This is a genomic window from Microbulbifer maximicatervae (SeqCode) (genome assembly GCF_052467325.1).
Window position 1 is genome coordinate 3,960,911 of the sequence record NZ_CP174310.1, and the last position, 25,904, is coordinate 3,986,814.

The 25,904-nt window shown below is 46.6% G+C and carries 32 protein-coding genes and 1 riboswitch; of the genes, 12 read left to right on the forward strand and 20 right to left on the reverse strand.

From position 1 onward, the window contains the following. Positions 1–19 precede the first annotated feature (19 nt). From ACJJIE_RS17715 to ACJJIE_RS17775, 13 genes are all read right to left on the reverse strand, one after another. Complete coding sequence (locus tag ACJJIE_RS17715; protein ID WP_444892525.1) at positions 20–322, reverse strand: hypothetical protein; 303 nt, start codon at positions 320–322, stop codon at positions 20–22. Between the two features lie 164 nt (positions 323–486). Then, positions 487–1,017 carry a hypothetical protein gene (locus tag ACJJIE_RS17720; protein WP_444892526.1) on the reverse strand — a complete coding sequence of 177 codons (531 nt, stop codon included), beginning with the start codon at positions 1,015–1,017 and terminating at the stop codon, positions 487–489. 641 nt (positions 1,018–1,658) lie between these two features. After that, the gene (locus ACJJIE_RS17725) at positions 1,659–1,988 is read right to left on the reverse strand and encodes an energy transducer TonB (protein WP_444892527.1); all 330 of its coding nucleotides are present in this window, start codon (positions 1,986–1,988) and stop codon (positions 1,659–1,661) included. 95 nt (positions 1,989–2,083) lie between these two features. Next, positions 2,084–2,446: a hypothetical protein gene (locus ACJJIE_RS17730; RefSeq protein WP_282930405.1), complete on the reverse strand. Its 363-nt coding sequence runs from the start codon at positions 2,444–2,446 to the stop codon at positions 2,084–2,086. Positions 2,447–3,495: 1,049 nt separating this feature from the next. Further along, complete coding sequence (locus tag ACJJIE_RS17735) at positions 3,496–3,948, reverse strand: hypothetical protein (RefSeq protein WP_444892528.1); 453 nt, start codon at positions 3,946–3,948, stop codon at positions 3,496–3,498. 79 nt (positions 3,949–4,027) lie between these two features. Next, the gene (locus tag ACJJIE_RS17740; protein WP_444892529.1) at positions 4,028–4,486 is read right to left on the reverse strand and encodes a hypothetical protein; all 459 of its coding nucleotides are present in this window, start codon (positions 4,484–4,486) and stop codon (positions 4,028–4,030) included. Between the two features lie 553 nt (positions 4,487–5,039). Continuing rightward, entirely contained in the window at positions 5,040–5,531 is a 492-nt protein-coding gene (locus tag ACJJIE_RS17745; RefSeq protein ID WP_444892530.1) for a DUF4240 domain-containing protein, read from the reverse strand. A gap of 211 nt (positions 5,532–5,742) precedes the next feature. Beyond that, the gene (locus ACJJIE_RS17750) at positions 5,743–6,147 is read right to left on the reverse strand and encodes a YybH family protein (protein ID WP_444892531.1); all 405 of its coding nucleotides are present in this window, start codon (positions 6,145–6,147) and stop codon (positions 5,743–5,745) included. A gap of 577 nt (positions 6,148–6,724) precedes the next feature. Then, the gene (locus ACJJIE_RS17755; protein WP_444892532.1) at positions 6,725–7,030 is read right to left on the reverse strand and encodes a hypothetical protein; all 306 of its coding nucleotides are present in this window, start codon (positions 7,028–7,030) and stop codon (positions 6,725–6,727) included. 365 nt (positions 7,031–7,395) lie between these two features. Further along, complete coding sequence (locus ACJJIE_RS17760; RefSeq protein ID WP_282930397.1) at positions 7,396–7,659, reverse strand: type II toxin-antitoxin system RelE family toxin; 264 nt, start codon at positions 7,657–7,659, stop codon at positions 7,396–7,398. Beyond that, the gene (locus ACJJIE_RS17765) at positions 7,659–7,814 is read right to left on the reverse strand and encodes a hypothetical protein (protein ID WP_282930396.1); all 156 of its coding nucleotides are present in this window, start codon (positions 7,812–7,814) and stop codon (positions 7,659–7,661) included. The genes ACJJIE_RS17760 and ACJJIE_RS17765 overlap by 1 nt, the downstream gene beginning before the upstream one ends. After that, the gene (locus ACJJIE_RS17770; protein WP_282930395.1) at positions 7,811–8,074 is read right to left on the reverse strand and encodes a hypothetical protein; all 264 of its coding nucleotides are present in this window, start codon (positions 8,072–8,074) and stop codon (positions 7,811–7,813) included. Before ACJJIE_RS17770 ends, ACJJIE_RS17765 begins: the two co-directional genes overlap by 4 nt. Before the next feature lie 95 nt (positions 8,075–8,169). After that, positions 8,170–8,667 (reverse strand): DNA-deoxyinosine glycosylase, encoded by a 498-nt coding sequence (locus ACJJIE_RS17775; protein WP_444892533.1) that lies wholly within the window; start codon positions 8,665–8,667, stop codon positions 8,170–8,172. 912 nt (positions 8,668–9,579) lie between these two features. Here ACJJIE_RS17775 and csrA point away from each other — a divergent pair. Beyond that, the gene (gene csrA, locus ACJJIE_RS17780; RefSeq protein ID WP_444892534.1) at positions 9,580–9,768 is read left to right on the forward strand and encodes a carbon storage regulator CsrA; all 189 of its coding nucleotides are present in this window, start codon (positions 9,580–9,582) and stop codon (positions 9,766–9,768) included. 48 nt (positions 9,769–9,816) lie between these two features. Here csrA and ACJJIE_RS17785 read toward each other — a convergent pair whose 3' ends face one another. The 7 genes from ACJJIE_RS17785 to ACJJIE_RS17815 form a co-directional block, all read right to left on the reverse strand. Beyond that, positions 9,817–10,386, reverse strand: coding sequence for a hypothetical protein (locus ACJJIE_RS17785; protein ID WP_444892535.1), 570 nt, complete (start codon positions 10,384–10,386; stop codon positions 9,817–9,819). Between the two features lie 90 nt (positions 10,387–10,476). Continuing rightward, positions 10,477–11,091: a magnesium transporter MgtE N-terminal domain-containing protein gene (locus tag ACJJIE_RS17790; protein WP_444892536.1), complete on the reverse strand. Its 615-nt coding sequence runs from the start codon at positions 11,089–11,091 to the stop codon at positions 10,477–10,479. Between the two features lie 111 nt (positions 11,092–11,202). Next, positions 11,203–11,580, reverse strand: coding sequence for a hypothetical protein (locus ACJJIE_RS17795; protein WP_444892537.1), 378 nt, complete (start codon positions 11,578–11,580; stop codon positions 11,203–11,205). A gap of 621 nt (positions 11,581–12,201) precedes the next feature. Then, positions 12,202–12,468: a hypothetical protein gene (locus ACJJIE_RS17800; protein ID WP_444892538.1), complete on the reverse strand. Its 267-nt coding sequence runs from the start codon at positions 12,466–12,468 to the stop codon at positions 12,202–12,204. Then, positions 12,465–12,941, reverse strand: coding sequence for a hypothetical protein (locus tag ACJJIE_RS17805; protein WP_444892539.1), 477 nt, complete (start codon positions 12,939–12,941; stop codon positions 12,465–12,467). Before ACJJIE_RS17805 ends, ACJJIE_RS17800 begins: the two co-directional genes overlap by 4 nt. A 201-nt stretch (positions 12,942–13,142) precedes the next feature. After that, complete coding sequence (locus tag ACJJIE_RS17810; RefSeq protein ID WP_444892540.1) at positions 13,143–14,915, reverse strand: bifunctional protein-serine/threonine kinase/phosphatase; 1,773 nt, start codon at positions 14,913–14,915, stop codon at positions 13,143–13,145. 101 nt (positions 14,916–15,016) lie between these two features. Beyond that, positions 15,017–16,492, reverse strand: a complete 1,476-nt coding sequence (locus ACJJIE_RS17815) for a NarK family nitrate/nitrite MFS transporter (RefSeq protein WP_020413728.1) — start codon at positions 16,490–16,492, stop codon at positions 15,017–15,019. Between the two features lie 402 nt (positions 16,493–16,894). On the opposite strand from ACJJIE_RS17815, the gene ACJJIE_RS17820 reads away from it, so the two are divergent. The 11 genes from ACJJIE_RS17820 to ACJJIE_RS17870 all read left to right on the forward strand — a co-directional run bounded on the left by ACJJIE_RS17820 (position 16,895) and on the right by ACJJIE_RS17870 (position 25,885). Further along, positions 16,895–18,205: an MFS transporter gene (locus tag ACJJIE_RS17820; protein ID WP_444892541.1), complete on the forward strand. Its 1,311-nt coding sequence runs from the start codon at positions 16,895–16,897 to the stop codon at positions 18,203–18,205. 143 nt (positions 18,206–18,348) lie between these two features. After that, entirely contained in the window at positions 18,349–19,566 is a 1,218-nt protein-coding gene (locus ACJJIE_RS17825) for an alginate export family protein (protein ID WP_282930386.1), read from the forward strand. Between the two features lie 194 nt (positions 19,567–19,760). Further along, positions 19,761–19,911, forward strand: a riboswitch (molybdenum cofactor riboswitch). Further along, a complete protein-coding gene (gene moaA / locus ACJJIE_RS17830) occupies positions 19,900–20,877 on the forward strand; it encodes a GTP 3',8-cyclase MoaA (protein ID WP_444892542.1) in 978 nt (325 codons plus the stop codon). Its footprint overlaps the riboswitch before it by 12 nt. 4 nt (positions 20,878–20,881) lie before the next feature. After that, positions 20,882–21,481, forward strand: coding sequence for a molybdenum cofactor guanylyltransferase (gene mobA / locus ACJJIE_RS17835; RefSeq protein WP_444892543.1), 600 nt, complete (start codon positions 20,882–20,884; stop codon positions 21,479–21,481). Positions 21,482–21,483: 2 nt separating this feature from the next. Continuing rightward, the gene (gene moaB / locus ACJJIE_RS17840; RefSeq protein WP_108731355.1) at positions 21,484–22,026 is read left to right on the forward strand and encodes a molybdenum cofactor biosynthesis protein B; all 543 of its coding nucleotides are present in this window, start codon (positions 21,484–21,486) and stop codon (positions 22,024–22,026) included. Positions 22,027–22,029: 3 nt separating this feature from the next. Continuing rightward, complete coding sequence (gene moaC, locus ACJJIE_RS17845; protein WP_282930383.1) at positions 22,030–22,521, forward strand: cyclic pyranopterin monophosphate synthase MoaC; 492 nt, start codon at positions 22,030–22,032, stop codon at positions 22,519–22,521. A gap of 21 nt (positions 22,522–22,542) precedes the next feature. After that, entirely contained in the window at positions 22,543–22,788 is a 246-nt protein-coding gene (gene moaD / locus ACJJIE_RS17850) for a molybdopterin converting factor subunit 1 (protein ID WP_282930382.1), read from the forward strand. After that, positions 22,751–23,281 (forward strand): molybdopterin synthase catalytic subunit MoaE, encoded by a 531-nt coding sequence (gene moaE / locus ACJJIE_RS17855; RefSeq protein ID WP_444892544.1) that lies wholly within the window; start codon positions 22,751–22,753, stop codon positions 23,279–23,281. Before moaD ends, moaE begins: the two co-directional genes overlap by 38 nt. Then, positions 23,266–24,048, forward strand: a complete 783-nt coding sequence (modA, locus tag ACJJIE_RS17860) for a molybdate ABC transporter substrate-binding protein (protein WP_444892545.1) — start codon at positions 23,266–23,268, stop codon at positions 24,046–24,048. Before moaE ends, modA begins: the two co-directional genes overlap by 16 nt. Next, positions 24,045–24,767, forward strand: coding sequence for a molybdate ABC transporter permease subunit (gene modB, locus ACJJIE_RS17865; RefSeq protein ID WP_444892546.1), 723 nt, complete (start codon positions 24,045–24,047; stop codon positions 24,765–24,767). Before modA ends, modB begins: the two co-directional genes overlap by 4 nt. Beyond that, complete coding sequence (locus tag ACJJIE_RS17870; protein ID WP_444892547.1) at positions 24,767–25,885, forward strand: ATP-binding cassette domain-containing protein; 1,119 nt, start codon at positions 24,767–24,769, stop codon at positions 25,883–25,885. Before modB ends, ACJJIE_RS17870 begins: the two co-directional genes overlap by 1 nt. Positions 25,886–25,904: the final 19 nt, after the last annotated feature.

Here is a 25,904-nt window from a genome sequence, read left to right on the forward strand (position 1 = left end):
TTCGAGTAATTGGTTATATCTATTCACTGCCCATGAATTGAATCGCCAAATAGAACCACAAAAAGATTGACGCAAACCCAACAGTTGCTCCAGCAAGCTCTTTCAGAAAACGCCACTTCTCAAACTCTACTTTCGATCTATAAAACTTCTTGCCTTTACGCCTAACAAATAGATACAAAACCGCAAATGTGGCAAGTGGTCCCAAGACAGTAATAGGCAAGAATAAACTGCCGCTATTTGGGCTGAGAATCAAAATATAGATAGGCAGGGCCGATCCAAGAATCCCGCACCAATACCCCTCTAAAACATGGTAGAGCTGCAACTTCCGCCCACATTTAGAGCAGAAACCGTACAAGGACAGCCTAATCTCGTCACTTTTGAATTGTTTACCACATTGATTGCAGATCATTGATATGTAACGCCTACACTAATATAGCGGTCCTAAGTCCCTGCAAAGTCTGACTAGCCCGCTTGAGATTGTAAGGCCTACTCCCCACAGGTTGTTGATACATATCGATCTCCAGCCAAAGTCTGAACTTTAATATAGGGCTTGGAATTTATAGAAAGGAATTTAATTTCCCCGCTACCATCAAGCCAAAGTTGATGTGATGTGCTTTTTTCTAGATGTTCCCCAATATTAAAAAAAGAACCATTTTTTGACAAAGTACAGTCTTTTTTATATATCTTGATGACGGGGTAGTTTTCTCTATACCAAAATTCAACATAGACAAATATCTCACCGTCATCTGACAGTATTCCCTCTGAATATCCATGGTGCTCATAGGTTCTAGACCAAACGGGAACAAAGTCTGGTCTAGGGAATGGATATTTAAAACCCTCGTAGACAGAAAGCGTCCAGTTATCTCTCCAGGGCTCTTGGATAGTATGGTCTCTACTTATTAATGCGGTCCATTTCCGGTTTTTTGAAGTAACAACATAGTCCTGCCAATCAGGTGGCTGATCGGCTGATAAATTTATAGAAATTATTAGTGCTATAAAAAGTGTAAAAACCTTCATGAATGGCTTGATAACCTTGCAATTGATAAGCGGACTTATGGTGCGAAGCACCAAAAGTATTAGTAAATACATCACTTACTAATTGGTGCCAGTATTCATCCTTAGCATAAGGGGTAATAACTCATATAAGCTTTCTTGCTATTATGACTGGAATTTAACTTCTTAGGATAGTAACACTCTCCTCTCTAAAATAACTACCCTGAGTGCCGTCGCAAAGACCACAGAGAAGCAATTATTACTAATCCACAAAAACCCAAATATATTATTTTACCGTTTAAATCTTCAACATCAACACACTGCCATTTTTCACACTGACGGACTATAAAAACATTTCTCGGATCACGCCAAAAAATGATAGATGCCACTGTTGCAAAAAATACTACAGGGTAGGATCTTACTTTGGGGGTAACCTCGGCCAAGAATGCCGCAAGCCAGAAAGCGAAGAGTGAGGCCAAGTATAGCTTTAAGTAGCTCTCACCAGAGAAAATCAAGCTGGCGATTGTACTGAAAAAAGTACATAGTCCGATAAAGAATCGGAGCCCACTTAACCTAGATAGTCCGCCATCATCTTTGGCAAATTTGTAGCCGTATCTTTTCATAATTTATATAACGTACTCGTAAGTGACTTAGTCATAAAATGGTCAGCCACTAAATACGAAGCTAAGCTTAGTTTTATACTTACACCAGCTACCCGACCAGTCGAACTTCCAACTGCTTACAGCATTTAAAACAGATCGATCAAAAAATTTATCTGGCACTGATTCTACAATGTCGACTTCTTCTAATTCCCCATCTGGATTAAGGCGAGCGGTTAGAACTACCCAGCCATCTACAGGTTGTCGGCTCTCTCGGATTGGATAACTAGGGTCATATCCTTCAATTCGTTGAAGTTTTTGGGGGCAATGGGTAATCTCTTCAGAATAGCTAAATGTAGCGAAAAAAAGCAATATAAATAATGTGGCTATTCTCATAAGGTATTGATTCCTTATTATCCTATCGGAATGAATCCGTCCTGCTTCAGTATGGCGAAAAAAGTGTACACAATCGGATACAGAAACTCGCTATACTACCGAACTTCGAAAATATATAGTTTTTTAGGCTCGCCTTCAATTGGGACCCAAACTTCTTTCACGCCCTTAAAATCCAATACTAAATCTGCTTCTTCTAGAATCTTTTGAGCATATAGGGACTCGTCCCAGTAAACTCCACCGCATGCATAGTAATTTGGTGCTTCCTTTTCTGGTATATTTACAGTGAATTCACCACCCTTTGGCCTGCTTATTTCTAATTCATACTCTTTGAATACATTTGCAGAAATGAAATTCTTACCTTCAATATTCATGATCTTCGGTAACAAAATTTCTCTCGGCGCTTGAGAAGCACAGCCGAAAATGGTAAGAAAGATAAGAGTCAGGAATAGATATTTCAATTTTCTTCTTCTTTAGTTTAAGGCTGATGTTAGTAATTGATTAATATCGCCACGTTCAGCTACGGACAGTTTTGGACGCTTTATGCACGATAATGGGAGCGCAGCGACCGGGTAAAAATGCACAAAGTTGGCCCTTGGTATACAGCGCATTGTTATGCATTATAGCCTGCTAAGTAGATAACTGCCGGGGTATATGTTGCCACAGTAAGTACCCAAAAAATCAAAAAATTGGTTTTACTAACCCTATTGGGAGTTTCTACTCGATAGCATCTATACGTGATATACCAGTAAGTCATAGGACAAATCATCATCAAGCCAACCAATGTAAACCCTACTGTATTAGAAACATTATCAGCTGACACAATAAAGTTAAAAGGAATGACTAAGAATATCAGCACCGACCACAAGAACGCATGAATAGATAGGCGGTACCAAATACTTAAAATATACTCAAAACCGCAATCTGGGCAGCTCGACTTAGAAAAACTAAAAGGGAATACTTCATCTACATTTTTCGACTTGCACTCAGGGCATTTTATTGCCATTCATTTCTTCCTACTTGGTACATAACTAACTGTTCAATAGTGCCATTGTTTTTGAGTTTCTATTAATCGCGTTCATTGAAGTCCCACCATGTCACTTTAGTACCGGCGACAACAACAAACTTTACGTGTTGATTGTCTGATCTATAAAGAAAACTTGCTTGGCAACTGTTATCAGGATTGTCCATTGGAGTCAGATGTTTTATTGGCCAACCTTTAGATTCAATATGTTTTACAATAAGGGACTTTTGAAACTCGTAATCTGTGCTGCAAGCTATGGGTTGTGAAAGCAATAAAGCGCCCACGAATAGCAGAATGCCTAACCCAATAATAAATGTGACTGATCGCTTCATCATGCCTATAGTTGTATGACTTTATATCTATTCTAGAATAATACTATCTTCTCTTTAAAAGATCTGCTTGATTTTGGTAATTAGAGCCTGCTTTACCGAGGTACTTGTTATATTCAAGCATGTAAGCTATTTCACTATCAATGAAACTGATAATTTAACCACTTTCTGAGAAATTCATTGGTTTCAAGCTTTTATTATTAAGATTAATAATCTCAACCCTTACCCCGTTATCAACCACCTCAGATAAATGGAATGTGCCGTTAGGTTGTTTCACTATGGATTTTTCAACATTACCAGATACAAACTTCCATAGATCAGGGGTCAGTGCATTCGGTTTTGGTTTGTAAACTTCCGCAGTGAAACCGGACTTCTCGTCATTATTGCGTAGAATAACGATATCACCTTTATAATCAGGTGCGGTTATTATCGTTATCGTAGAGGTTTCGATCTTATTGCCAAATCCCTTTTGGTTCCATTCTCGCAATACAACCTCAACTTCAGTTTCATAAAATCTGACACTATCAATTGCTGTGCAAGAAAATGAAAAAGGCGATGGTAGCATTAAAAAAGGTGACAAGATTGTTATATTTTTAAACGTAATTTTCATCTTTATTGGTATATAAATTCGTAAAATTAGTATTAGAGAATGCTATTTAAAAAGTCTAAAATCTGTTTGTTAAAATTCACTATGCACTTGTTGTTTCGATTTTGAAAGAACCTTCGTCATAATATAGCCACTGTCCATTCTTTAACCTGATTGACCACTCAGGATACGCTTTCTCGGTCATAAACGTGAGCAACCATAGGTCTTTGCTCAGTGATATCTCTAGTTCAGGAATTCGGCTAAAGAAATCGATCTTCTTTATATTGGTGCCAACTAATAATTCTGGAAACCGTTCGATTTCATCTGGGTCACTCCAGCTTCCCAGTAATATTGAATCTCTATTCTCCAGTCGCCATGACCATTCAATCATTATTGTTTGATCACCGGAAGGATTATTTCCTCGTTTCGACTGGGTCAGCTCACCCAACTCCAAAAAGATTGCGCTTCCATGCCCTCTCCAGGCATAAGAGACCTTTGCTCCTTGAAGCTCTACCAATTTCGCTTTTGCCTGCTGCTCAGATATCGGGATGACTTCTTTCATTTACTTACTTCTAGAGTTGACATGGGAATTTAAGCTTTGCCTAGTAGATAATAACTGCAGATGAAGGTAGGAGGAGTGGACTGCCTTGCCTGTAAGCCTTATTAAGTGGCTACTGGCTGACATGGTAGAGAACAAAACTGATTGTTAGAGAGGCTACTATAGCCCCAACGATACTGAATGCTACTTTGGTTGGAATAACGGGTACAGGGGTCCTATAACGTTGCTTTCGGCCAAAGACAGTGAATGAGCTTTGCTTACCATAGGGGGCACACATGACAAAGAATATTATTGATCCGATGGATATAGAGTATGCCAACCATCCAAATACGCTTGAGGCTGATAAAGTTTCTTGAGTTGCCAAGATATAGACATAGACCCCTATACCAGGGAGTATGCCGAGTAATTTTTTATTCACTTTACTTCGCAAGATAACCCCATAATCAAGTAGCAGCTTTCTTTTTGATCGTCTTGTGCGAACATAACGCTCGTTATGAAATCAAACGATGGGAAAGCTGCTTACTGTATATAGTTTTACTATGGACAATACCCGAAGTTAAAAATACTTACTATATAAAGCAGGATATAGCTTGGGTAAATCACTCTCATCCCACGCTTCGCCAGCGGGATCTTCTCTGCCTTCAGAAGTAAGACGGTCATAAGGAAACTCCTCTCCGGTGACCTTCTCGTAGGCATCATTAGCTATATACATGAAGTCCTCAGCTTCGAAGTCTTCAGGTAGCCAATCGGCAAGCGATTCAGGATTTTTAAGTGCTGCATCAAATTTCTCTCGCCCACCAGAGATCAAGCCGGCCCTGAAATAAGTAAAGCCATCATCAGAACAGCCACCATTTAAGATATAGGCTACAGCCCAAATATCCCAACGATAAACGAGGTCACTTACCTCATATTGCTTTTGCTTGAATGCGATAATTTCTTCAGGGGTGAGTTTGCTTACAACCTCAACTAACCCCCCGAAAATGTCTTCAATATCAGAAACTCGATTTGTAACGCTTTCAACAATATCCCAAAACCTAGAGTCTTCCACGGCCCCCTCCTTTTATACAGCAGCGTATTCAAACTAAGCTGTATCATATCATCCACTGACAAATATCAAGAGTCTAAATGCACTCTGAATAGAGCGATATTTATTATTATGCAAGCTAATATTTGTAAAAAATATGAGAGGTATCTATGTAACTAAGCACACCACTGACCTATGGGTGTTCAGTATAGTTTCCCTTGCTATAAGTTTCGGCTCACTTGCCAACCTTCATTGGCGACGAAATATGGTGGTGAGCAAATTGCCATGAATCCTTAGTTTTAACAAAGCAAAAGGTTGCGCGAACGGTGTCTTTAACCTGTTTTCCGTCCGGTAAGGTACCTCCACAATTTATAAGACAATGAGCAAAACCCGTGTCATCTCCAGCATGAATGTTTAGTTCTGATAGCTCGAAAAGGCATGGTATAGCGAAAGGTGGCTGCCATTCATCAAAGCTCTTTCTGTACGCAAGCTTCCCTTCATACTTAATGGGAGCCAGGACATCAAAGATGACCGCTTCTGGTTGATGATTTTCCAAGATTTTGTCTTTTTTATCTTGGCGAGTTGATTTGGCCCAGTCGGAAAGAAGTGATTTTATTTCATCGACGCTAGCTTTATTCATTGGTTGGCTCTCATTAGATTAGTGGTTTGAAAGGCATATAAACAGCGTATTCAAAAAACCTCATCATAGCACCCGGGAATATACTCTAAAAATGGGGAACCACTCCAGTCTAAAAAGCCTCGATAATAAAGTATTTGTATTTATTGGCGCAAAATTCTTAATTACTCATAACGCCGCATCGACCAACGTATGGAACTACAGCGGTTTGTTAATTGCTGGGGTTCGGATAACTATAACCCTCTAAGCGTGTACACTAGAATACTACGCTTTTGTTATAAGTTATTCTTATGGGATTGTGTATTTCTAGATGTCTGATCCATGGTGCATATAAATACTTATTCAGATCAATTCTCAATTGAGAATAAGCCAAGGCTAGAGTAAAGAATCCCAGTGTGTACACATTTAAGACTATTAATAATGATTTCTCTATCTTCTTCATGGGGTTAGCAAGTATCTCATCAGGAAATTGCTTAATCTGAAGCTCGCCAATACTTGTGCACGCTATTGGCTTGGGGACCTACGAGTGTTTAATAACGATAGATCGCGCCTGTGCGCGATCTATCGTTATAAGTTATGCTTATTGTTTATCGACTTCATTTTCCCATTCTTCTTCATAGCCTAGGGCTTCAAGGCGTGCTGAAATAGAGTTCATTATTTTCTCGTTCCAAAATTCAGCTCCTTCATTCCATTGAAGCTTTACTCCGTTATTTTCGTCCTCAATTGATGCATCTACCATAGCCCAAAAGAAACGACAGATATGCTCGGCTTGAGATTTGTTTAAAATAATTCCATATTGAAGGAATTGCAGGATAAATTCATCATCTAACTTTTTTGCGTAGAACTCCGCGTATTCTTTTTCTTCAGGAAATTTATAAGTAATCATAGGTAAGAAACCCCTTCTCTTATTAACGCCATTCCTTGGGCAACAATCTTAAGTTTTGAAATTAATTGAGTAAGAAGCGTTTGATCTGTAACGGTTAATAAATAGTGGTCCTTTTTATTTCTGTCTTTTCTAACTTAAGCCTTTTGAATATAAAAATATGTGTAAGCCTTTTGCTTGAAGAGCCGGACGTACGATATGTTTTCAGCTTTCAGGGGCTAAAATGCAACCAAAAAATTATAGCATTCAAGTTAGTTTAAGAACTAATTCATAGCACAGAATACGAGAATATAAGAGCTAAGACGGTACAACACGTAGTATAAGCCGTCCCAGCCCATACCTTTTAAAGGCAATACAATCTTTTTATATTAGTACTTTTTATATACTTCGCCTCTCGGCTTTACATCCAATACTAAAACTTCCAATTCACCATCATTAATCCTATATACAATCCTATGATGCCCCACTCTATACCGGTATAAGTCAGAGTAACCAGATAGTTGAATAGATCCATGAAGCCTTGGATCTTCAGAGATTGCTTCTAATGCCGAAATCACACGGTCCCTAATTTGAGGATGTAGTTTTTTAATATCCTTTTTTGCTTCACGGTGAATTACTACATCATATGCCATTACCAATTCCCTTTATTTGGTTCTCTTAATTCATTTTTAAGTTCAGAAAGTGAAGTTACTTGATTTGCTTTTTTTTGGATTTCCATTTCCAGCTTTCGCTTAGCAATTTCAGCTCTTTCTTCATTTGTAAGCTTTTTATCTTCACTGTCGATCATTTATCCAGCTCCTTTTTAAAGTCATCTAAACTCTGAGATCCTTGCCTATCCTTTGAGCGGCTATTAATTTCTTCAATATCCTGCTGAGCATCTATTTGGTCAAGAAACCATTCGTATTGTTCAGCTGTAAGTATCGCCCCAACAACCTTCCCTTTAGTCGATAAAACTAATTCCGACTTGTTTTTTTCGATCGAGTTTACGAAATTCAAAATGGATTCCGTATCAGTTACATCTTTTTCTATATATTCATCAATACCCATTTAGATCTCCTTAGTTTTGTTTTATATTGAGCATATGCTCGTTACTCAGGCGAGCGAAGCGCGTCTTTTGAGACGTATGATAATGTCGCCGTTTGTTAGGGAGTGAGTTTCTCTTGCCATATTTCAATTTTATTTTCCAAGGTTACTGCATAAGCAGAACTTGATGAAGGCAAGCGAACAAAGCTAATAGTTTCACAGTTTATATTGGGTTTAACATAAGTATTAAAGCTCTCTTCTGCCTCTACTCCGTTGAACCCAACTTTACAAATATTTTGATACTTTTCAAAGAATGATTGAAAGTCATTTGGAACCCGAGTGCCTGATTTAATAGAGCTATCAAGGCTGCCTGAACGAACGCAAGTATGAAGTACATCCCAAAGTGCGATCCCTGATGCTTTTAATGCCTTTATACGAGCTTCATAGGGTAACTCAGCACTAAAGCCAACAATGCCAGCCATGATATTCCAGAATGCATTTCGGGGGTTGGCATAATACTGGCTGTATTCGAGTGAAAGCTCACTCGGCATGCTACCTAAAATTAGAATACGAGATGCTTTATCTGCGATAGGACTGAAGCCTGCAATAGTGCTCATTGTGGTGCCTAACAGGGTGTTCAAAAGAAGCTGGATTATACCACTTGCCAACATATTTCAATAATGGGAGATCACCTTAATCAAAGGACGTTCTGAATCAACAATATTAACCAGAATGGACTATCGTACCAAGCGGCCAAGATTTAAGTACTTAACGAAAATATCGTCGCCACTAAAAATAGGGTGGTCATCGATAACCCATAGCAATATTTTCAAAGGCTACAAGATACCTAGGTAGTGAGGTCTTTTATATCGATATAAGACTGGCAAACTCATAGAGCGGTGGTATTGGTGATTAGTTGATTCATGAATTCCAATGTTACAACTGGAGAAAACTACCTATCCAATCCCCTTTTTCTATGGACAACTGAAAATTTCCACAGTGTGAACACATAAAAATATAGGCACAAAAATGATCTTATTGGATTTTATTCAGTTTGTTTTAGTGTCAAAGCTGCGTAAAATCGATTGATGTTTATTGGTATTTTGGCCGGAATTGGGTGACCTTTTGTGGGCCGATGACCAAAGACCACAGGGATTCGAGAGAATCAAGATATCTAAGAGTTTTCTAAAGAACCATCTTCTCACAGGAGAACGGTAGCGTGACGTAAGAGACAGTAAAAGGCGCTGACCCAAGGTGCAGCAACACCAGGGGCCAGCTGACCAAATTGATAAACCACCTATCAAAATGGCTATATGGATCATACGCTAGAAACCCGCTCGTCTTCAATAAAGTGGAGTACATTCAGCAGCTTGGAGCGATTCCCCAAGCTCTGGAGGCGTTGTGCCTGCCTTTTCTTCTTCTATGCCTACCGCTCCCGCGCACCACCTTTATTTCCTCAAGGCATTACTTTCTCAGCCTTCCATCGTAGGAAGCTCTACCCATGGTTTAACTATCAGTAGGAAATAACTATGTTGATTTTAAAGCGCCGGACTGGTGAAAATTTACGGATTGGAACCAATGTTTCAGTCACTGTATTGGAAGTTAAGGGCAATCAGGTGAAGATAGGGATACGTGCTCCCAAATCTTTACCCGTCCATCGTGAAGAAATATATATTCATCTCCGAAAGGAACGGGCGTTGGAGGATGGAAATCGTTGAGATTTTAAACAAACATCAAACCAGGCGCGCCGTAGGCGCCACCTGGATTTACTTATTTGTTTCTTCTTCATTTTTACTTTGGGTATCTTTGGCTGCTGCAGAAATTACTGCAACAAGCTGAGTAACTTGTTCAATTACTTTTGGTTCAAATGAAGTTTTTTGAACTTTTGTGAACGCGCTATCACTTTCTAGATTCCAATTTTCGAAAATTGACTTCATGTCGGATTGACTTACATCGTTACCATATACTTCAAGATATAACTTACCGAAGTTTATAGCATGAATTCCGTCACTTCTTTTAAGTGACTCATGCATATAAGCATTGCCAATATTGTATGCATGGTTAGCCCATGCTCCAAATAAGGTAACAACTATTAAGCCTTTTATTAAGAGAAAAGAAAAAAAGAACCAGTCAATATTTTCTTTTGCTGCAGTATTAAATTCAAAGCTGCCATAAATCAAAGCAGCTACGGCGGCTAATATCGACAGGCCTAATGCTATTGTTCCCTGAATATTCCAGTTTTTAGACTTAGAAGAAAAATCGGTTTCCTTTATTTCTAAAGTAGTTACTGCTTCTTTTACAAATTCAGGTACCTTCAATTCTATCTTGCCCTGCACCTGCTTTTGATGCTCCTCCTGCAGTATTCTAATGCGTTCCTTTAGATCATTTTCTCTTTTAAATTGATTATTCTCTAAGTCTCTAAGTCTCTAAGTCTGGAATGCATACTCTTTCTCTGCATGAGCAATTTGAGAACGCATATTCTCAAGTTGTTCGACATATTGGTCTTTTCTTACTTGTTGCTGCCTCTCTAGGAATATTTCCTTCTCTTCTAGCTCTATGATTCTTTGAAATGCTTCTCTCTCTAAAGAATTTTCGAATTTTTCTCCAAGATATTTTTTATAGTTTTTATCAAGATCAATTTCTTCATCTATTACTTCTAGAATTGCCTTTTTCTCATCTATAGGAAAGGATGATAGCAATCTATCCCTTTGAGTTTGGCTTGCTGAAGCTAGTACTTTTATTAATGTTTTTTCATTTAATGTTTTTGATATTCTGGATAGCTCTTTCTTGCTAAGAAGGACAAATATTTTGTTTAATTCATTCTTTGAAAGGCTGTCAAATATCTTGTTTATATTTTCTGACTCAAAGATAGAGAATAAATATGTTAGCCCCTGCTCGTTTGTGTGCCCTATGAGCAACGAAATCTCTTTTGAGTTTGAACGTTTGATGAGCGTGTTTAGCTCATTAGAATTTAGATTCTTCCAAAGAACAGGAAGTTCGCTCCTTTGTAAATTGCTAATTCTTATGCTATTTGTTTCCATTTTCTTCCCTGACTAAGAATTCCTATGTTTTCTTGATAGGATGCTTTCTATATTATCTGTAAGTGAAATACAACGACGCGTAATATAGGTGTGGCCAATTAGCTTATTATACTATTGGTCAGGCTCAGTTTGAATAATGGTAATACTCGAAGCATCTGCAATCAAGTTAGAGATCTCCTCCTTAGAATAACCTTCAATATGTACTATCTTTTTGTCGGTCATTTGGAGGATTACTTTTCGAGAAGATCTATTCTTTAACCACTGAACAACTATTGCCGCAATTGATGGAGTAATGGATAAGCCTGCAACTGCTTTCATTATCTCGAGGGAGTCTCCAGAGGCAGCTACTACTTGTGATGGAAAGCGAAAAGATTCCTCAAAAGGAACTTTTTCACTTTTCAATAAATTGATAAAGTCATCGATCCCATCTTTAAAAAATTTTACTTCTAATATTTCAGGCGTTCTTAATTCCATTCTGGTTTGATGCATTAAATAACCTTAAAAAGACTTTATATCACTTGTCAAATTATTCAAAGAGTAGAAAGCCATTTAATCAAAGAGCATACTAATAGGTATGTCAGTTAGGTTAGTAAATAATCGCATAGTAGATATGGACGGATTCTCTTGAATCATCACCTCTGATAAAGCTGAGTGTTTTATGTATATTCTGAGCCAGACTATTAGCAAATACGAACTATCGTACAGGATGGCCCTGGCCTCAAGCACTAGATAAAAACAATACCACCACTGCCAACAAAGTAGCCATCCAAATCACACACAGAATATTCTAAAACAAAAAGGCATCGTCTTTCTTAGTAGGATCTTCCCGCAGGTAATCTGGACTTGGATTGGCCAGATCGCGCATAAATTCCGTTAGAGTGGAATAGCGCCATTCCAAGTCGATACTGATTCGCGTTGCAGAGCACAGTCGAACCAGATTGGGACTACGGGATTAAACTGGTTAGCGGTGTGGTAGCACTGACGTTCAAAGTAGTCGCTGGAGTGTCAGGCTGGTTTTTTGTGGTACCTCTAGCTTTACCGCTACTGCCCGTTACGACCGAGAAATTGTTTCTCCGTGGCGAGATAGTTGGTTGTGTCTAGGGCCTGCGATTAAGGCATTTCGTTATCCCAGACATCTAAGTACCCATTATTGCCACAATGGATGTGTAAGGTTGTGTATATTCTCTCAAGAATATACTCCAGATCTTTTTCCTCAATTGTTTCGTCAACTATTTTCCAGTAGAACTTCGCTAAGGCTGCTGCTTCTAATTCGCTACTGACACCAGATTCAATGATATTTAGAATATTTGAGTCTCCAAACTCATTTGCATAATGAATTAAAAGCTCTTTCTCTTTTATATTTCTAAATTCAATCATAACGTTTCCTGTGCATCTCGGATTATTGACATTCTATCAGCGACCCATTCTAATTTTGAACGCAACTCTGAAACAGTCATTCGTTTTGTAGCGGCAAGAAGGTAGTGTTGCTTCTTTTTGTCTGTTGGGTCTACTACGAACTCTAAACCTTCGGGAATATCAGCCTTTTCTAATATCCAATATACATGAACTCTTTGTCCCGGATTTCTTTTGGACTTCATCCGGTGGATACCCTTTAAATGCTGCCAGTGTCCAGAAAATGAGAGCCCGTGCTCTGCTGAAGGGATAATCCAGTTGCCACACCCAGAGAAGACGTAATCATCTCTTTGGATACCATTTACGACTTCCCGATTAGTACTGTTTGGATTGACATGCAGTGTTGGGTGTTCACCTTCGACAATTGGTCTTGCAAACCATTTGCTTAGCCTTTTGATCGAGTCCCTTAAGTCTTCCGTTGTTTTGAACTGCTCCACTCTATTTCCTTATATAACTTTAACTACTTCAAATATTTATATCTGATTAAAGTGCCCAGAGCTGACCATATGGCTGGTCCCATTTGCCCCAAGGCAAGGCAAAGTTCATCCTTGCGGAAGGTTATAGATTTTCAACCAAATGGCAACCATAGATACTCAGCTATTACTAATCTATCAAGCTTCGCTACTCAAAATGAACCCTTAAGCGCTAGAAGAAAACAACGCCGCCACCGCCAACAAAGTAGCCACCCAAATCCCACAAAGGATCTTCCAGAAAAGGGAAGCATCCCCTTTCTCAGTAGGATCTTCCCTTAGGTAATCCGGGTTGGGGTTAGCCAGATCGCGCATAAATTCCGTCAGTGTGGAGTAGCGCTGTTCCAGGTCGATACTGCATCCGCGCTCCAGGGCGCGGTCGAACCAGATGGGGACTACGGGATTAAACTGGCTGGCGGTGCGGTAGCGCAGGCGTTCGAAGTCGGCGTGGGAGCGGCAGCTTTCAATTTCTTCGCCGTAGGGCAATTCGCCGGTAAACATTTCGTAGGCAATGGTGGCGAGAGCGTAGATATCGCCGCGAATACCGCTGTTGTGCCCGAGGATATAGTGGGGGTCGGAGTAGCTGGCGGTGCCCAGCGCTTCCGGGTGCTCCAGGGGGCGGAAAATCTCGGCACTGCCGGCTACATAAACTGAGCCGAAATCGATAATTTTTACCCGCCCGTTGCCGTCGATCATGATATTGGCGGGGCGTAAATCCTGGTGAATGGTTTCCTGATCGTGGAAGGCCTGTAGCCCGGTGGCAATCTCCTTAAGGATACGAAACGCTTCCGCCGGTTTGGGAAAGCGGTTATTGGTGATCCACTGTTCCAGGGTGCTGCCCTGCACATACTCCATCAGGTAATAGAGCGCGGTGCGCGGGCGGGTCTGACGGTGCAGGCGCACTACCTGGGGGCTGCGAATACGCAGGCCTATCCACTCTTCCTGAATAAAGCGGTCGATATAGTGGATATCGTCCTCGTAATTTACCGAGGGGGTTTTCATTACCAGGATTTCGCCGGTAGCACTGTCGCGCACCAGGTACAGTTGGCTGCGCTGGGAGGAGAATAGCTCCCGTTCCACCTGGTAACCGTCTAGTACCATGCCGGGTTCCAATTCCGGCGGGAATGGCAGACGAGTAAGCTGGCGGCTGTAGTCGTCCAGGGTGGTTTGTGGCAATGCCTTTACCTTTACCACTAATGCGGAGAGGTTATCGTCACTGCCGTTTTCCTCGGCGAGGCGCACCAGGATTTCCGCTGTTTCCTGTTCGCTTATTTGGGTATCTGCCAGCAGCTCGCGCAGCAAATCCTGTTTGATAAAGTCGTGCACACCGTCGCTGGTAATCAGCAGTACATCGTCCTTAGCCAGGCTGAGCTGGCCGTAATCCACTTGCAGGCCGGTATCCATTCCCAACGCGCGGGACAGCATCTGCTGGCGGTGGGCCAGGGTGATATTGTGGTCCCGGGTGAGGCATTTAAGGTTGTCACCGCGTAGGTGATAGATACGGCTGTCGCCGATATGGAAGTAGTGGGCGGTGCGGGATTTAAAAATCAGGGCAGAGAAGGTGCAGAGGAAGCCCTTTTCCTGTTGGGGAAAGTCGTGGCTCTTGCGGTATAGCTTGCTGTTAATGGAGGCGAGGATTTTCTGTCCGGCGTGGGCCACAGACCAGGTATCCGGCACCTTGTAGTAGTCCCGCACAAACTGCTCGGTGGCGGTGTGGCTGGCGAGGGCGCCGGCTTCGGCAGAGCTGACGCCGTCTGCCAGTGCCGCTACCGCGCCCAGGTATTCCTGCAAGTGCGGGTTGTCTGGCCAGTGGTAGATTGCGGCATCTTCGTTCTGCGGTTTGATGCCGGCACTGGTGCAAAGGCCGTGGCTCAATCGCGGTGTCTGGGCTTCGGGGTTTGCCTCGGTTTCTGTTTGCACCCCGGAATTGGTTTCGCTCACAGCTTTCTCCACTCTCTTTTCATCCCCTCAGACCAACGGCGAAAAACAAAGAAGGGCCATTGGCCCTCCTTTGCGTTTGTTGCTTGATAACAGCTTTCCGATCACTCCACGCTGATCAGCTGCACCGTGCCATCCGGTAGCACTTCGGCGATATTGCCTTTGGGCTCTTCCAGGAACAGGCAGGCGAAGAAGATCACCGCTGCTGCGCCGCAGATAATCAGGAAGAACTGGCTGTAGCTGACATAAGACAGGGCGGTAAGGAAAGTAACCGCACCCACGTTGCCGTAGGCTCCGGCCATACCGGCGATCTGCCCGGTCATACGACGCTTCACCAGGGGGACGACGGCGAATACGGCACCCTCACCGGCCTGCACGAAGAAAGAGCAGCACATGGTGGCCACTACCGCAGCGGGAATCCACCAGCCGCCGTTGATCTGGCTCAGAACAAAGTAACCCACTGCCAGGCCGCCGATCAGGAACATCAGGCTGCGGCGGCGTCCCAGTTTGTCAGAGAAGTATCCACCGGTTGGGCGAGCCACCAGGTTCATAAAGGCGAAGCCAGAGGCGAGCAGGCCGGCCTTCACCGGGCTCAATCCTTCAAAGGTTTCCAGGAAGAACAGAGGCAGCATAGAAACCACGGCCAGCTCTGAGCCGAAGGTGACGAAGTAGGCCAGGTCGAGGATGGCTACCTGCTTGAAGTTGTATTTCTCCAGCTCGGGCACACCTTCGCGCAGGTGGTCTTTGTTTACATTCCAGATCATGCGGGTCTGGAAGGCGAACAGTGCTACCAGCAGTCCCCACATTGCGTAGGTGGCATTCTGGCTCAGCAGGGCTACACCGCTGGGAGACAGTTTGTAAGCCAGCGCTGCCAGTGCCAGGTACATGGGCACATTCATCAGCAGGTAGAAGTAGAAATCCCGCTTGCTGGTCACTTCCAGGCCGCCGCTCTTCTTCGGCTTGAAGTAAGTGGAACCTTTAGGAGTGTTGCGGGCAACGCGGTAGTAGATGATGCCGTACAGGCCGGCGATGATGCCGGTGAGGCCCAGGGCATAGCGCCAGCCATCTTCACCGCCGAACAGCAGGGCGATGGTGGGCAGGGTCATGGCACCGGCAGCAGAACCGAAATTCCCCCAGCCGCCGTAAACACCTTCTGCCAGGCCAACTTGTTTGGCTGGGAACCATTCACCCACCATGCGGATACCAATTACAAAGCCGGCACCCACAAATCCCAGCAGGAAGCGGAACAGGGCCAGGGATTCATAACTGTCTGCGGTGGCAAAGCCCAAACAGATTAAAGATGAGGTCATCAGCAGCCCGCTGTACACCAGGCGCGGCCCCAATTTATCCACCAGCATACCGATAATGATACGGGCGGGGATGGTGAGTGCCACATTGAGGATTAACAGGGCTTTTACTTGCTGGCTGGTGAGGTCGAACGCTTCCTTGATAAAGACCATCAGCGGAGCGTGGGAGAACCACACCACGAAAGTCAGGAAAAACGCAAACCAAGTAACGTGCAGCGTCTTTATTTTGGGATCGCCCCAATTAAATAAATTGAGGCCGCTGGATTGACTCATGACTATTTTCTCCGGCTTCTCAGAAATTTTTAGAGGTGGATAGGGTCATGACCGATAGTATTTGAGCAGCGCCAGAGGGAAAGCGCGCAAAAGGGGTAAGTGGAAGGGAAATCGATTTGTATATGGAAGGGAGTAACCCCTTGGGGTTAGTAGCTCGGAGTGGGTAGGGGCGGTTTTTAGTGCGTTTCTACCCCTGTGGGGGTAGTCGGCGGAAATTGATAATGATTAAAAAGGGTTTTTGGGAGTAATTGTCGCTAGCCGATTTTTTGTGCATCTTGCCAGTAGCTTGCCTCTATAGATTTCTTGCCCAGCTGTAATTCTGTGATCACTTTTCTTGGGCGGGGGCTCAATGCGGTGAATAACCGGGGTGGCAATTAATTTTCGACAGCCAATATTTTGGAGATGCCTGCCGTGCAATATACACAGCAACTCGCCGGGCGCGCGCTGATATTTGCCTCGGCCATGTTCGCCGCTAACTTTTCTGTTTGGACGCTCTACGCGGTATTGGGGGTAGAGATTCGCGGACAGTTGGATCTGTCTGCAACTGAATACGGGGTTCTACTGGCTGCGCCGATTTTGAGCGGGGCGCTGCTGCGTTTTCCGGCGGGATTTCTGGTGGAATATTTTTCTGCGAAAAAGCTGATTTTATTGCAGATGCTGTTATTGCTGCCGGTGCTCTTTTTGTTGCCCTTTATCGATAGCTACGGGGCCCATTTGCTGGCGGGGTTGTGGCTGGGTATTTCCGGGGTGTCTTTTGTTTTGGGAATTCGCTATATCAGCCCGTGGTTCGAAAGAGGGCGACAGGGTACTGCGATGGGCATTTTTGGTGCAGGAAATGCCGGAGCTGCAATTACCTTGGCATTGGCTCCTGCCATTCAAAATTGGTTTGGCCGCGAGTGGATAGGGCCGGTTTACGGAGCCGGGATTATCCTGATGATGGTTTTATTCGAATTTTTTGCACCAGAGGAAACCCGCTATATGCGCAGCCGGGGAAAACCGGATCTGCGCAGTCATTTAAAGCCGTTAACGCAAATCCGGGTTTGGCGTTATGGGCTCTACTATTACTTTGTTTTTGGCAGTTTTCTTGCGCTTTTATTGTGGTTACCGAATTACTATCTGTCGGTGTACCAAGTCAGTACGCCGGTGGCAATGGCACTCACCCTGCTGTTTGTGGCCCTTTCCAGTTCACTGCGCGCTTTGGGGGGCTGGTTTGCCGATCGCTACGGTGCGCGCACCGTCAATTGGAGTGTTTTCTGGACCTGCCTGGTCTGTCTTTTCTTCCTCAGTTACCCGCCCACCAGCATGACGATTCATGGGGTGGAACGGGATGTGCATTTAAATATTGAAGTGGGTATTGAGCTGTTCACTTTACTGCTACTGGTTATTGGTATCGCCCAGGGATTTGGCCGCGCTTCTGTTTACAAAGCGCTGCACGATAATTTCCCCGCGCATATGGGGAGTGTTGGCGGTACCGTAGCCACTATTGGTGCCCTCGGTGGTTTTACCCTGCCTGTTCTTTTTGGAATCGCTCAGGACTTAGTAGGTATCCACAGTGCGGCCTTTATGCTGCTCTACGGTGTGCTCGCTATTTGTATGTTGGTTATGTATTTGGCGATTCAAAGAGAAAATTATATGCAGCGTTTACAGTACGCACAGCAAAATAATTTCCTGCTTGAGGAAACCAGTGAAACCGAGGCTTTGCCGGATAGGTAGTGCCCACTACCAATAAGGGATTACGCCTGTGTAAAGGCTAGGGAGTAAAGATTAATTAAGCAGGAAAAAATATATGGTTTCAGTCGAGTCTGAAAAATTGTAATTTGTCACTGTTCACTCCGTTGTTGCAAAGGAAAAGCGTCATGACCGTTTCCAAATTTCCAAAAATTCTCGGTGCTTTACTGTTGGGGGCCTGCAGCACTGTCGCATTGCAGGCCGCTGCGCAGGAAAGTGAAAATGCCACTCTGGTAGATGCGTTGAAATCCGGTGAAGTCGGATTGAATCTGCGTTACCGCGTAGAGACTGTTGATCAGGATGGTATCGATGATGAAGCAGTTGCATCCACTTTAAGAACCCGTCTCAACTGGCGCAGTGGCAGCTACCGTGGCTTTACCAGCTTCCTGGAAATGGATGATGTAACTGCGGTTGGCAATGACAGCTACAACTCCACTGTTAATGGTGAAGATGGATATCCGGTGGTGGCTGATCCGGAAGGAACTGAAATTAACCAGGCCTACATTCGCTACAGCGGTGAGAATTCCATAATTACCGCCGGCCGCCAGCGCATTAACCTGGATGGGCAAAGATTTGTCGGCGGTGTTGGCTGGAGACAAAACGAGCAGACCTACGATGGTGTGCGTTATCAGTATGGCAGTGCCGATAGTTTCCAGCTGGATTATAGCTACGTCTACAACGTTAACCGTATTTTCGGTGAAGACAGTGCTGGTTCCGATATGGGCGGCGACATCCAACTGCTACACGCGATTTATCCAGTAGCTGAAAACCATAAAATCAGCGCTTTTGTTTACAACCTGGATCTGGAAGATCTCACCGATAATGCCAGCCGCACTTATGGGGTAGATTACAAAGGTAAATTTGGTCCGGTAAAAGCCAACCTCAGTTATGCGCACCAGTCAGATATTGGTGACAACCAGTATGACTATAGCGCTAATTATTACCTGGCAGAGCTTGGCGCAGATCTGGGTCCAGTTGCGGCAAAACTTGGTTATGAAGTTTTGGGTTCCGACAATGACGTTGGTTTTAAAACCCCGCTGGCAACCTTGCACAAGTTCCAGGGCTTCACTGATAAATTCCTGGGAACCCCCGCTGATGGTGTCGAAGATCTGTATGTTGGCGGTTCCATGAAAGTGGCCGGCGGCAAGCTGGGTTTGACCTATCACAATTTTGAAGCGGCCGAGGGTTCTGAAAGTTACGGAGATGAGTGGAACCTGAGCTATGGGCGCAAAATCACCGAGGATATTTCCGCTCTGGTTAAGTACGCCGCTTTCGATGCTGATGATGACTCCACAGCGTATGCTGACACCGACAAACTTTGGATCATGGTAACCGCTAATTTCTAAGCGGCTGAAAGAACTCCTTAGCGAGGCCCCCGGCTTCGGCCGGGGTTTTCCCCGCACCTTGACCTGATTTTCTGATCTATAAATTATAATCGACTGAAGCTCCACATTTTGATGTCCCTAAAGGGACATCAATTCGAGCGCCAAGGGAGTACCACCTTTGCCCCAAGCATAAATTAACCAGCTTGATACACTGACATCAGTTTAAACACCGAGTCCCGCTACCTAAACAGCGCCATTTTTTATTGACGTTGCAAGGTGCCGGGACCGTGGCCGTACCGGCCACCAGGGTCTAGCGGGAAACTGCGCGGCCTCCCGAAATTGGAAAGGCGTTTAATGTTACAAGACAATTTTGGCCGTAGGTTTTATTACCTGCGCCTGTCCGTGACGGACATCTGCAATTACCGCTGCAACTACTGCCTGCCCGAGGGCATCGGTTGCGGACGTTCCCTGGAAGGGGAAAATCCTCTCTCGGTGGCCGAGGTGGGCACATTGGTGCGCGCTTTCGCTTCCCTGGGTACGGAAAAGGTACGCCTTACTGGCGGAGAGCCCTCCCTGCGCAAAGACCTGGTGCCGCTGCTCGAAGCCGTGCGCGCTAGCGATAAGATTCGCCGCTTAGCCATCACCACCAACGGTTACCGCCTGCCCAGTCAGATTGACGACTGGCACCGCGCGGGCTTGGATCAGGTGAATGTCAGTATCGACAGCCTCGACCCAGCTCAATTCCACCATATCACCGGCCACAATCGCCTGGATAAAGCCTTAGCAGGGCTGGATCGCGCCCTGGCCTTGGGTATCGATACCAAGGTCAACGCAGTGCTGATGCGCCAGTACAACCTGGCCGAGCTGGATAATTTCCTCGCTTGGGTTCGCGATACTCCGGTGACCCTGCGTTTTATTGAATTGATGCGCACCGGCGATAACCGCGAGTTCTTCGCCAGCAACCATGTCTCCGGCGGCGATATAGAAACCCTGCTGCTGCGGGAAGGCTGGGAGCAGGTGATCCGCACCCGCGATGCCGGTCCGGCGCGGGAGTATTTCCACCCGGATTACGCTGGCCGTATCGGCCTGATTACCCCTTACGGCAAAGACTTCTGTGCAAGCTGCAACCGCCTGCGGGTATCGGCCCAGGGCAAGCTGCACCTGTGCCTGTTTGCCGACCAGGGCTTTGATATGCGCGAAATCATCGCCGATGGCGATAGCGAGGCGCTGGCGGCCCATATCCGCGAGTTGATCGTGGATAAGACCGCAGGCCACCAGCTGCACGAAGGTTTTACCGGCGCTACCCGCAACCTGGCGATGCTGGGGGGCTAGGGTTATGGCCAGGGCTCTTGTTAGTAAATCGACAATCGGCGTGGTGCTGGCCGGTGGCCGCTCCAGCCGGATGGGCCGCGACAAGGCCCTGCTGGCACACCCCCAACAGGGCAATTTTTTGCAGCATGCCGAGGCATTGCTGAGTGAGCTTCCGCTGGAAAAAGTCGTGACCAGCGGCGCCCGCCCCGGAGCGATTGAAGACCTGGTGCCAGAGCGGGGTCCACTGGGCGGCCTTTATTCGGTAGCCCTGGCAACCGGTGCCAATGCAGCCCTGGTGATTCCGGTCGATATGCCCCTGCTCGGGCGGGAGCACCTCGCAGAGTTATTGGCCGAGGGGCAGGCAAGTGGCCGGCCCTGTTATTTTGAAAACTTCTTTTTTCCCCTGTGGCTGCCTTTAAATGGCGACTGCCTGGATTATTTGCGCCGTGCCGTCGAAGGCAGTGCGCGCAATTCTGTCGGCGCGCTGCTGCGTCACCTGGGGGCCAAATCCATACCCATAAAAAGTGCTGGCGATTGGCATCGCAATATCAATACGCCGGCAGATTATCTCGGTTTGAGTACGCCGGATAAAACTCCAGAAAACAGTTTTTTGAGAGACCACTGATTATGTCCGCACACGCTAGCAAAGAATTTGTACCGCTCAATATCGCGGTACTTACCGTATCCGATACCCGCAACGAGCAGACTGATACCTCTGGCCAGTATCTGGTGGAAGCTCTCAAAACTGCCGGCCATCAGCTTGCAGATAAGCGCATTACCCCGGACGATGTTTACCAGATGCGCGCGGTGGTCTCCGCCTGGATTGCCGATCCCAAAGTGCAGGTGGTATTGGTGACCGGTGGTACTGGTTTTACCGATCGCGACTCCACGCCGGAAGCTCTGAGTCCGCTGTTCGACAAAACCGTCGACGGCTTCGGCGAGCTGTTCCGCCATATTTCCCTGGGGGATATCGGCAGCTCCACCGTTCAGTCCCGCGCGCTCGCCGGCCTGGCTAATCGCACGCTGATATGTTGTATGCCCGGTTCCACCGGAGCCTGCCGCACGGCTTGGGAAGGCATATTGCTGGAGCAGCTGGATGCCCGCCACAAGCCCTGTAATTTTATCCCCCATGTGCGCTTTGCCAGCGCGCCCTGCGAGAGCCGGGGGTAATTTGTGAGCCAATTAACCCATTTAAACCAGCGCGGCGAAGCCAGCATGGTGGATGTTACCGAGAAGGACATCACTGACCGCAGCGCCCTGGCCGAGAGCAGTATCAGTATGAGTGCAGAGGCTTTTGCACTGCTGAGCCAAGGGGCGCATAAAAAAGGTGACGTGCTTTCTGTAGCTCGTATCGCCGGCATCCAGGCCGCGAAGAAAACCTCGGATTTAATTCCCCTGTGCCATCCACTGGCGCTGACCAAAGTAGCGGTGGATTTCGAATTACAGCCGGAAAAACACAGTGTGCATATCACCGCTTTCTGCCGCTTGGCCGGGCGCACTGGCGTTGAGATGGAAGCGTTAACCGCAGCTTCGGTAGCGGCGCTGACCATTTACGATATGTGCAAAGCCGTGGACCCGGCGATGGAAATCGGCCCGACCCGCCTGCTGCAAAAAACCGGCGGTAAGCGCGGCCACTGGCGCGGCGATGCTGCGGACAAGGCGTAAAAATTTCAGAGGTGTAAAGCGATGGTAAAGGTTCTGTTTTTCGCGCGTCTGCGCCAGCAATTGGGCATGGGCGAGACTACCCTGAAGGACTTTTCCGGCAGTATCAGCGAGTTGCGCAAAACCCTATGTGAACAGCACCCGGATTGGAGCCCGCACCTGCAAAGGGATGATATTCGTATGGCCCTGAACCAGGAGCTGGCAGAAACCGGAGCCCAGGTGAAGGCCGGGGATGAAGTTGCATTTTTCCCGCCGGTTACCGGCGGTTAGTGGTGCCAATATGACAGCTGTTGATCGTATTGATGTCTGTGAAACGCCCCTCGACGTAGCGGCTGAATATACTGCGCTGCAAGGCAACAGTGGCGATGGTGCCTGCGCCCTGTTTGTGGGTTCGGTGCGGGACTTCAATGCCGGTAGTGATGTCTGCGGCCTGGCCCTGGAACACTATCCGGGCATGACGGAAAAAAGCCTGCAACGGATTATCAATAATGCCCGCGATCGCTGGTCCCTGGGGCGTGTGACTATCGTCCACCGGGTTGGCGGCCCCATGCAGATCAACGATGAAATTGTTTTTGTCGGTGTTACCAGCCCCCACCGCCAGGCTGCCTTTGCCGCCTGCCAATACATTATGGATCGCCTCAAAACTGAGGCGCCTTTCTGGAAGCGCGAAGTGGTAGCGGATGAGTCGGGTAAGTCTTCAGAGCGCTGGGTCGAAGCCCGGGCCAGTGATGTTGCGGAGATGGAAAAGTGGTCCGCCGGCTGAGCCTGTTGCTATCCGCTTTACTGGTGGCCATCGCGCTGCCGGTTAATGCGGATAACTGCACCTTGCGGGTGGCGGTAGCGGCCAGCTTCCGCCCGGCACTGGAAGAGGTACTGCCGGAATTTGAGCGTCGCCATGCCTGTGTGGTGCAAATCAGTAGCGGCAGCTCCGGGGTGCTCTACCAACAAATAGCGCACCGCGCGCCCTTCGATTTATTCCTGTCTGCGGATCGTGAGCGACCTGAACTGTTGGAAAAGCAGGGTGGGGCACTGGCCAACAGTCGTAAGACTTACGCCCTGGGTTTACTGGCTCTCTGGCACCCAAAATCGGAATCGAATATCGAGCAGTTACTGCAAACCTGGCCCGATAAAATTGTACTAGCCGATCCCAAAGTAGCGCCCTTTGGCAGTGCCGCCCGGCAAGCGATGCAAAGCCTGGACTTGTGGAAGAAAAAACAAACTCAATTAGCCCGGGCCCACAATGCTGGCCAAGCCTATTTAATGCTGGATTCCGGCAATGCGCAGCTGGGCTTTGTCGCCGCCAGCCAGATGCAAGCAGCCGGCCGCGATAACTACTGGCTGCTGCCGCAGCGTTTGTACAAACCCATTGAACAGCAGTTGCTGATTCCCACCCAGAGCCGTCGGCCTAAAGAGGCGCAGTCCCTCGCTGACTATTTGCGTTCAGCGGAAGTGCAGGTGCAACTACAGCACTTGGGTTACGGTGTTTTGCCAACTCAATATCGAAGTAGAGATGGAGGGAGTGGCTTATGAATATCGCCGCTGCCGACTGGCAGGCCCTGTGGCTAACTTTAAAATTGGCCGGCTTAACTACCTTGCTCCTGTTTATTATCGGCGTGCCCCTGGCCTGGAAATTGAGCCAATGGCAGAGCCGCTGGCGCCACGGTATCGAGGTATTAATTACCCTGCCGCTGGTACTGCCACCCACGGTTTTGGGTTTTTATTTACTGCTTTTATTTTCCCCTAACTATGCGCCCGGGCAGTGGCTGTCACAACTTTTTGATGGCCCTTTGGTGTTTTCCTTTACCGGCCTGGTATTTGCGTCAGTGATTTATTCCCTGCCGTTTATGGTGCAGCCGCTGTTGGCCGCGTTTAATGCCAATGGTCAGCGTCTGACCCAGGCTGCCGCAGCGCTGGGTATACCGCCCTGGGCGGCACTATTAAAAGTTCTTTTGCCGGCGAGTCGCGCCGCTATTGTGAGTGCCTGCGCTTTAACGTTTGCCCATACTCTGGGTGAGTTCGGGGTAGTGCTGATGATAGGTGGCTCTATTCCCGGTGAGACCCAGGTGGTTTCTATTGCTCTTTATCAACATGTGGAGGCGATGGAATACGGTGCGGCGCACCGGCTGGCTTTGATGTTGATGGGAATTACTACGGTACTGCTACTCGCTGCCCGTTGGCTGGGACATAGTTTGGCCCCGCGCGGATCGAACAACGAGCAGGCTAAACCGGTAATGGGGGTGCTGGGCTAATGGAAATCACCTTGCCCCTATTCGGTACTGCGTCTACCACCTCTGATTCTACCGGACTGAGTGTTACAGGGCTGGTGACTCTGCTTAACGCTGCGACTCCCTGGCAATTAGAGCTGCCAGCCTCTGGAATTTTTGGCCTTACCGGTCCCTCCGGCAGTGGCAAGAGCACATTACTGGCTGCTTTGGCGGGCCAGCGTCACTGCCGTGGCAATATCACTTTTGCCAATACGGTTTGGCAGCGCGGACGCCGCGCCCTGGTTACCCACAAAAGAACACTTTCTTTAGGCTTTCAGGATAACCGCCTGTTTGCCGGCCAGTCGGTGGCAGATAACCTGGCACTAGCCCGCCGTTACAGCCGCAGGCCACTGCCCGAGGAAGAGTGTGGTCGGCTGCTAAAGGCTTTTGGTATTGAACCGCTGCTATATCAGCCGGTGGAGTTACTCTCTGGTGGAGAAGCCCAGCGTGTGGCTGTATTACGTCAGCTTTTTAACAACGCGCCGCTGCAATTATTTGATGAGCCGCTTTCAGCGGTTGACCGCGCCCAAGTACTGCGGCGCCTATTGCCGACCCTACGGGATTTCTGGGTCCGATATCCGGCACTGGTAATCTGGACCAGTCACGACTTTGATGAAATCCAGCTTCTGGCCCAGCGCTGTTTGTGGATGGATTCTGCCAATTTGTCCGCACCACTTCCTTTACCTGAAATTGCCCAGCGCCTGAATAGCCACGGCGTAGGGGATAGCTGTCGCAGCCGGATTGAAGCGCGAGTGGAAGCCCTAAGCGATGGTTTGCTCACTTTGGATTTAGGTGGGATTTCCATCTTTGCAGATAGGGTGACAGGCCATTATCGAAAAGGCGATACCGCAGCTTTTCTGCTGGAAGCTGGAGATATCAGCCTTAGTGTGGAGAAGCCGGGACTTTCCAGTATCCTCAATTGCCTGCCGGTAACTTTAGTTGCTAAGCAGAAGCTTACCGATGGCCGCATTCGTTTACAGTTAGCCGCTGCTGATCAGGTGTTCTACGCAGATATTTCCCGTCTCTCCTGCGAGCGCCTGGAATTGCGTGAAGGCACTACCTACTTTGCCCAGTTTAAGGCCGGTAGTCTTGCCGGTTTGTAAGTAGTTCCAGGGCAATTTC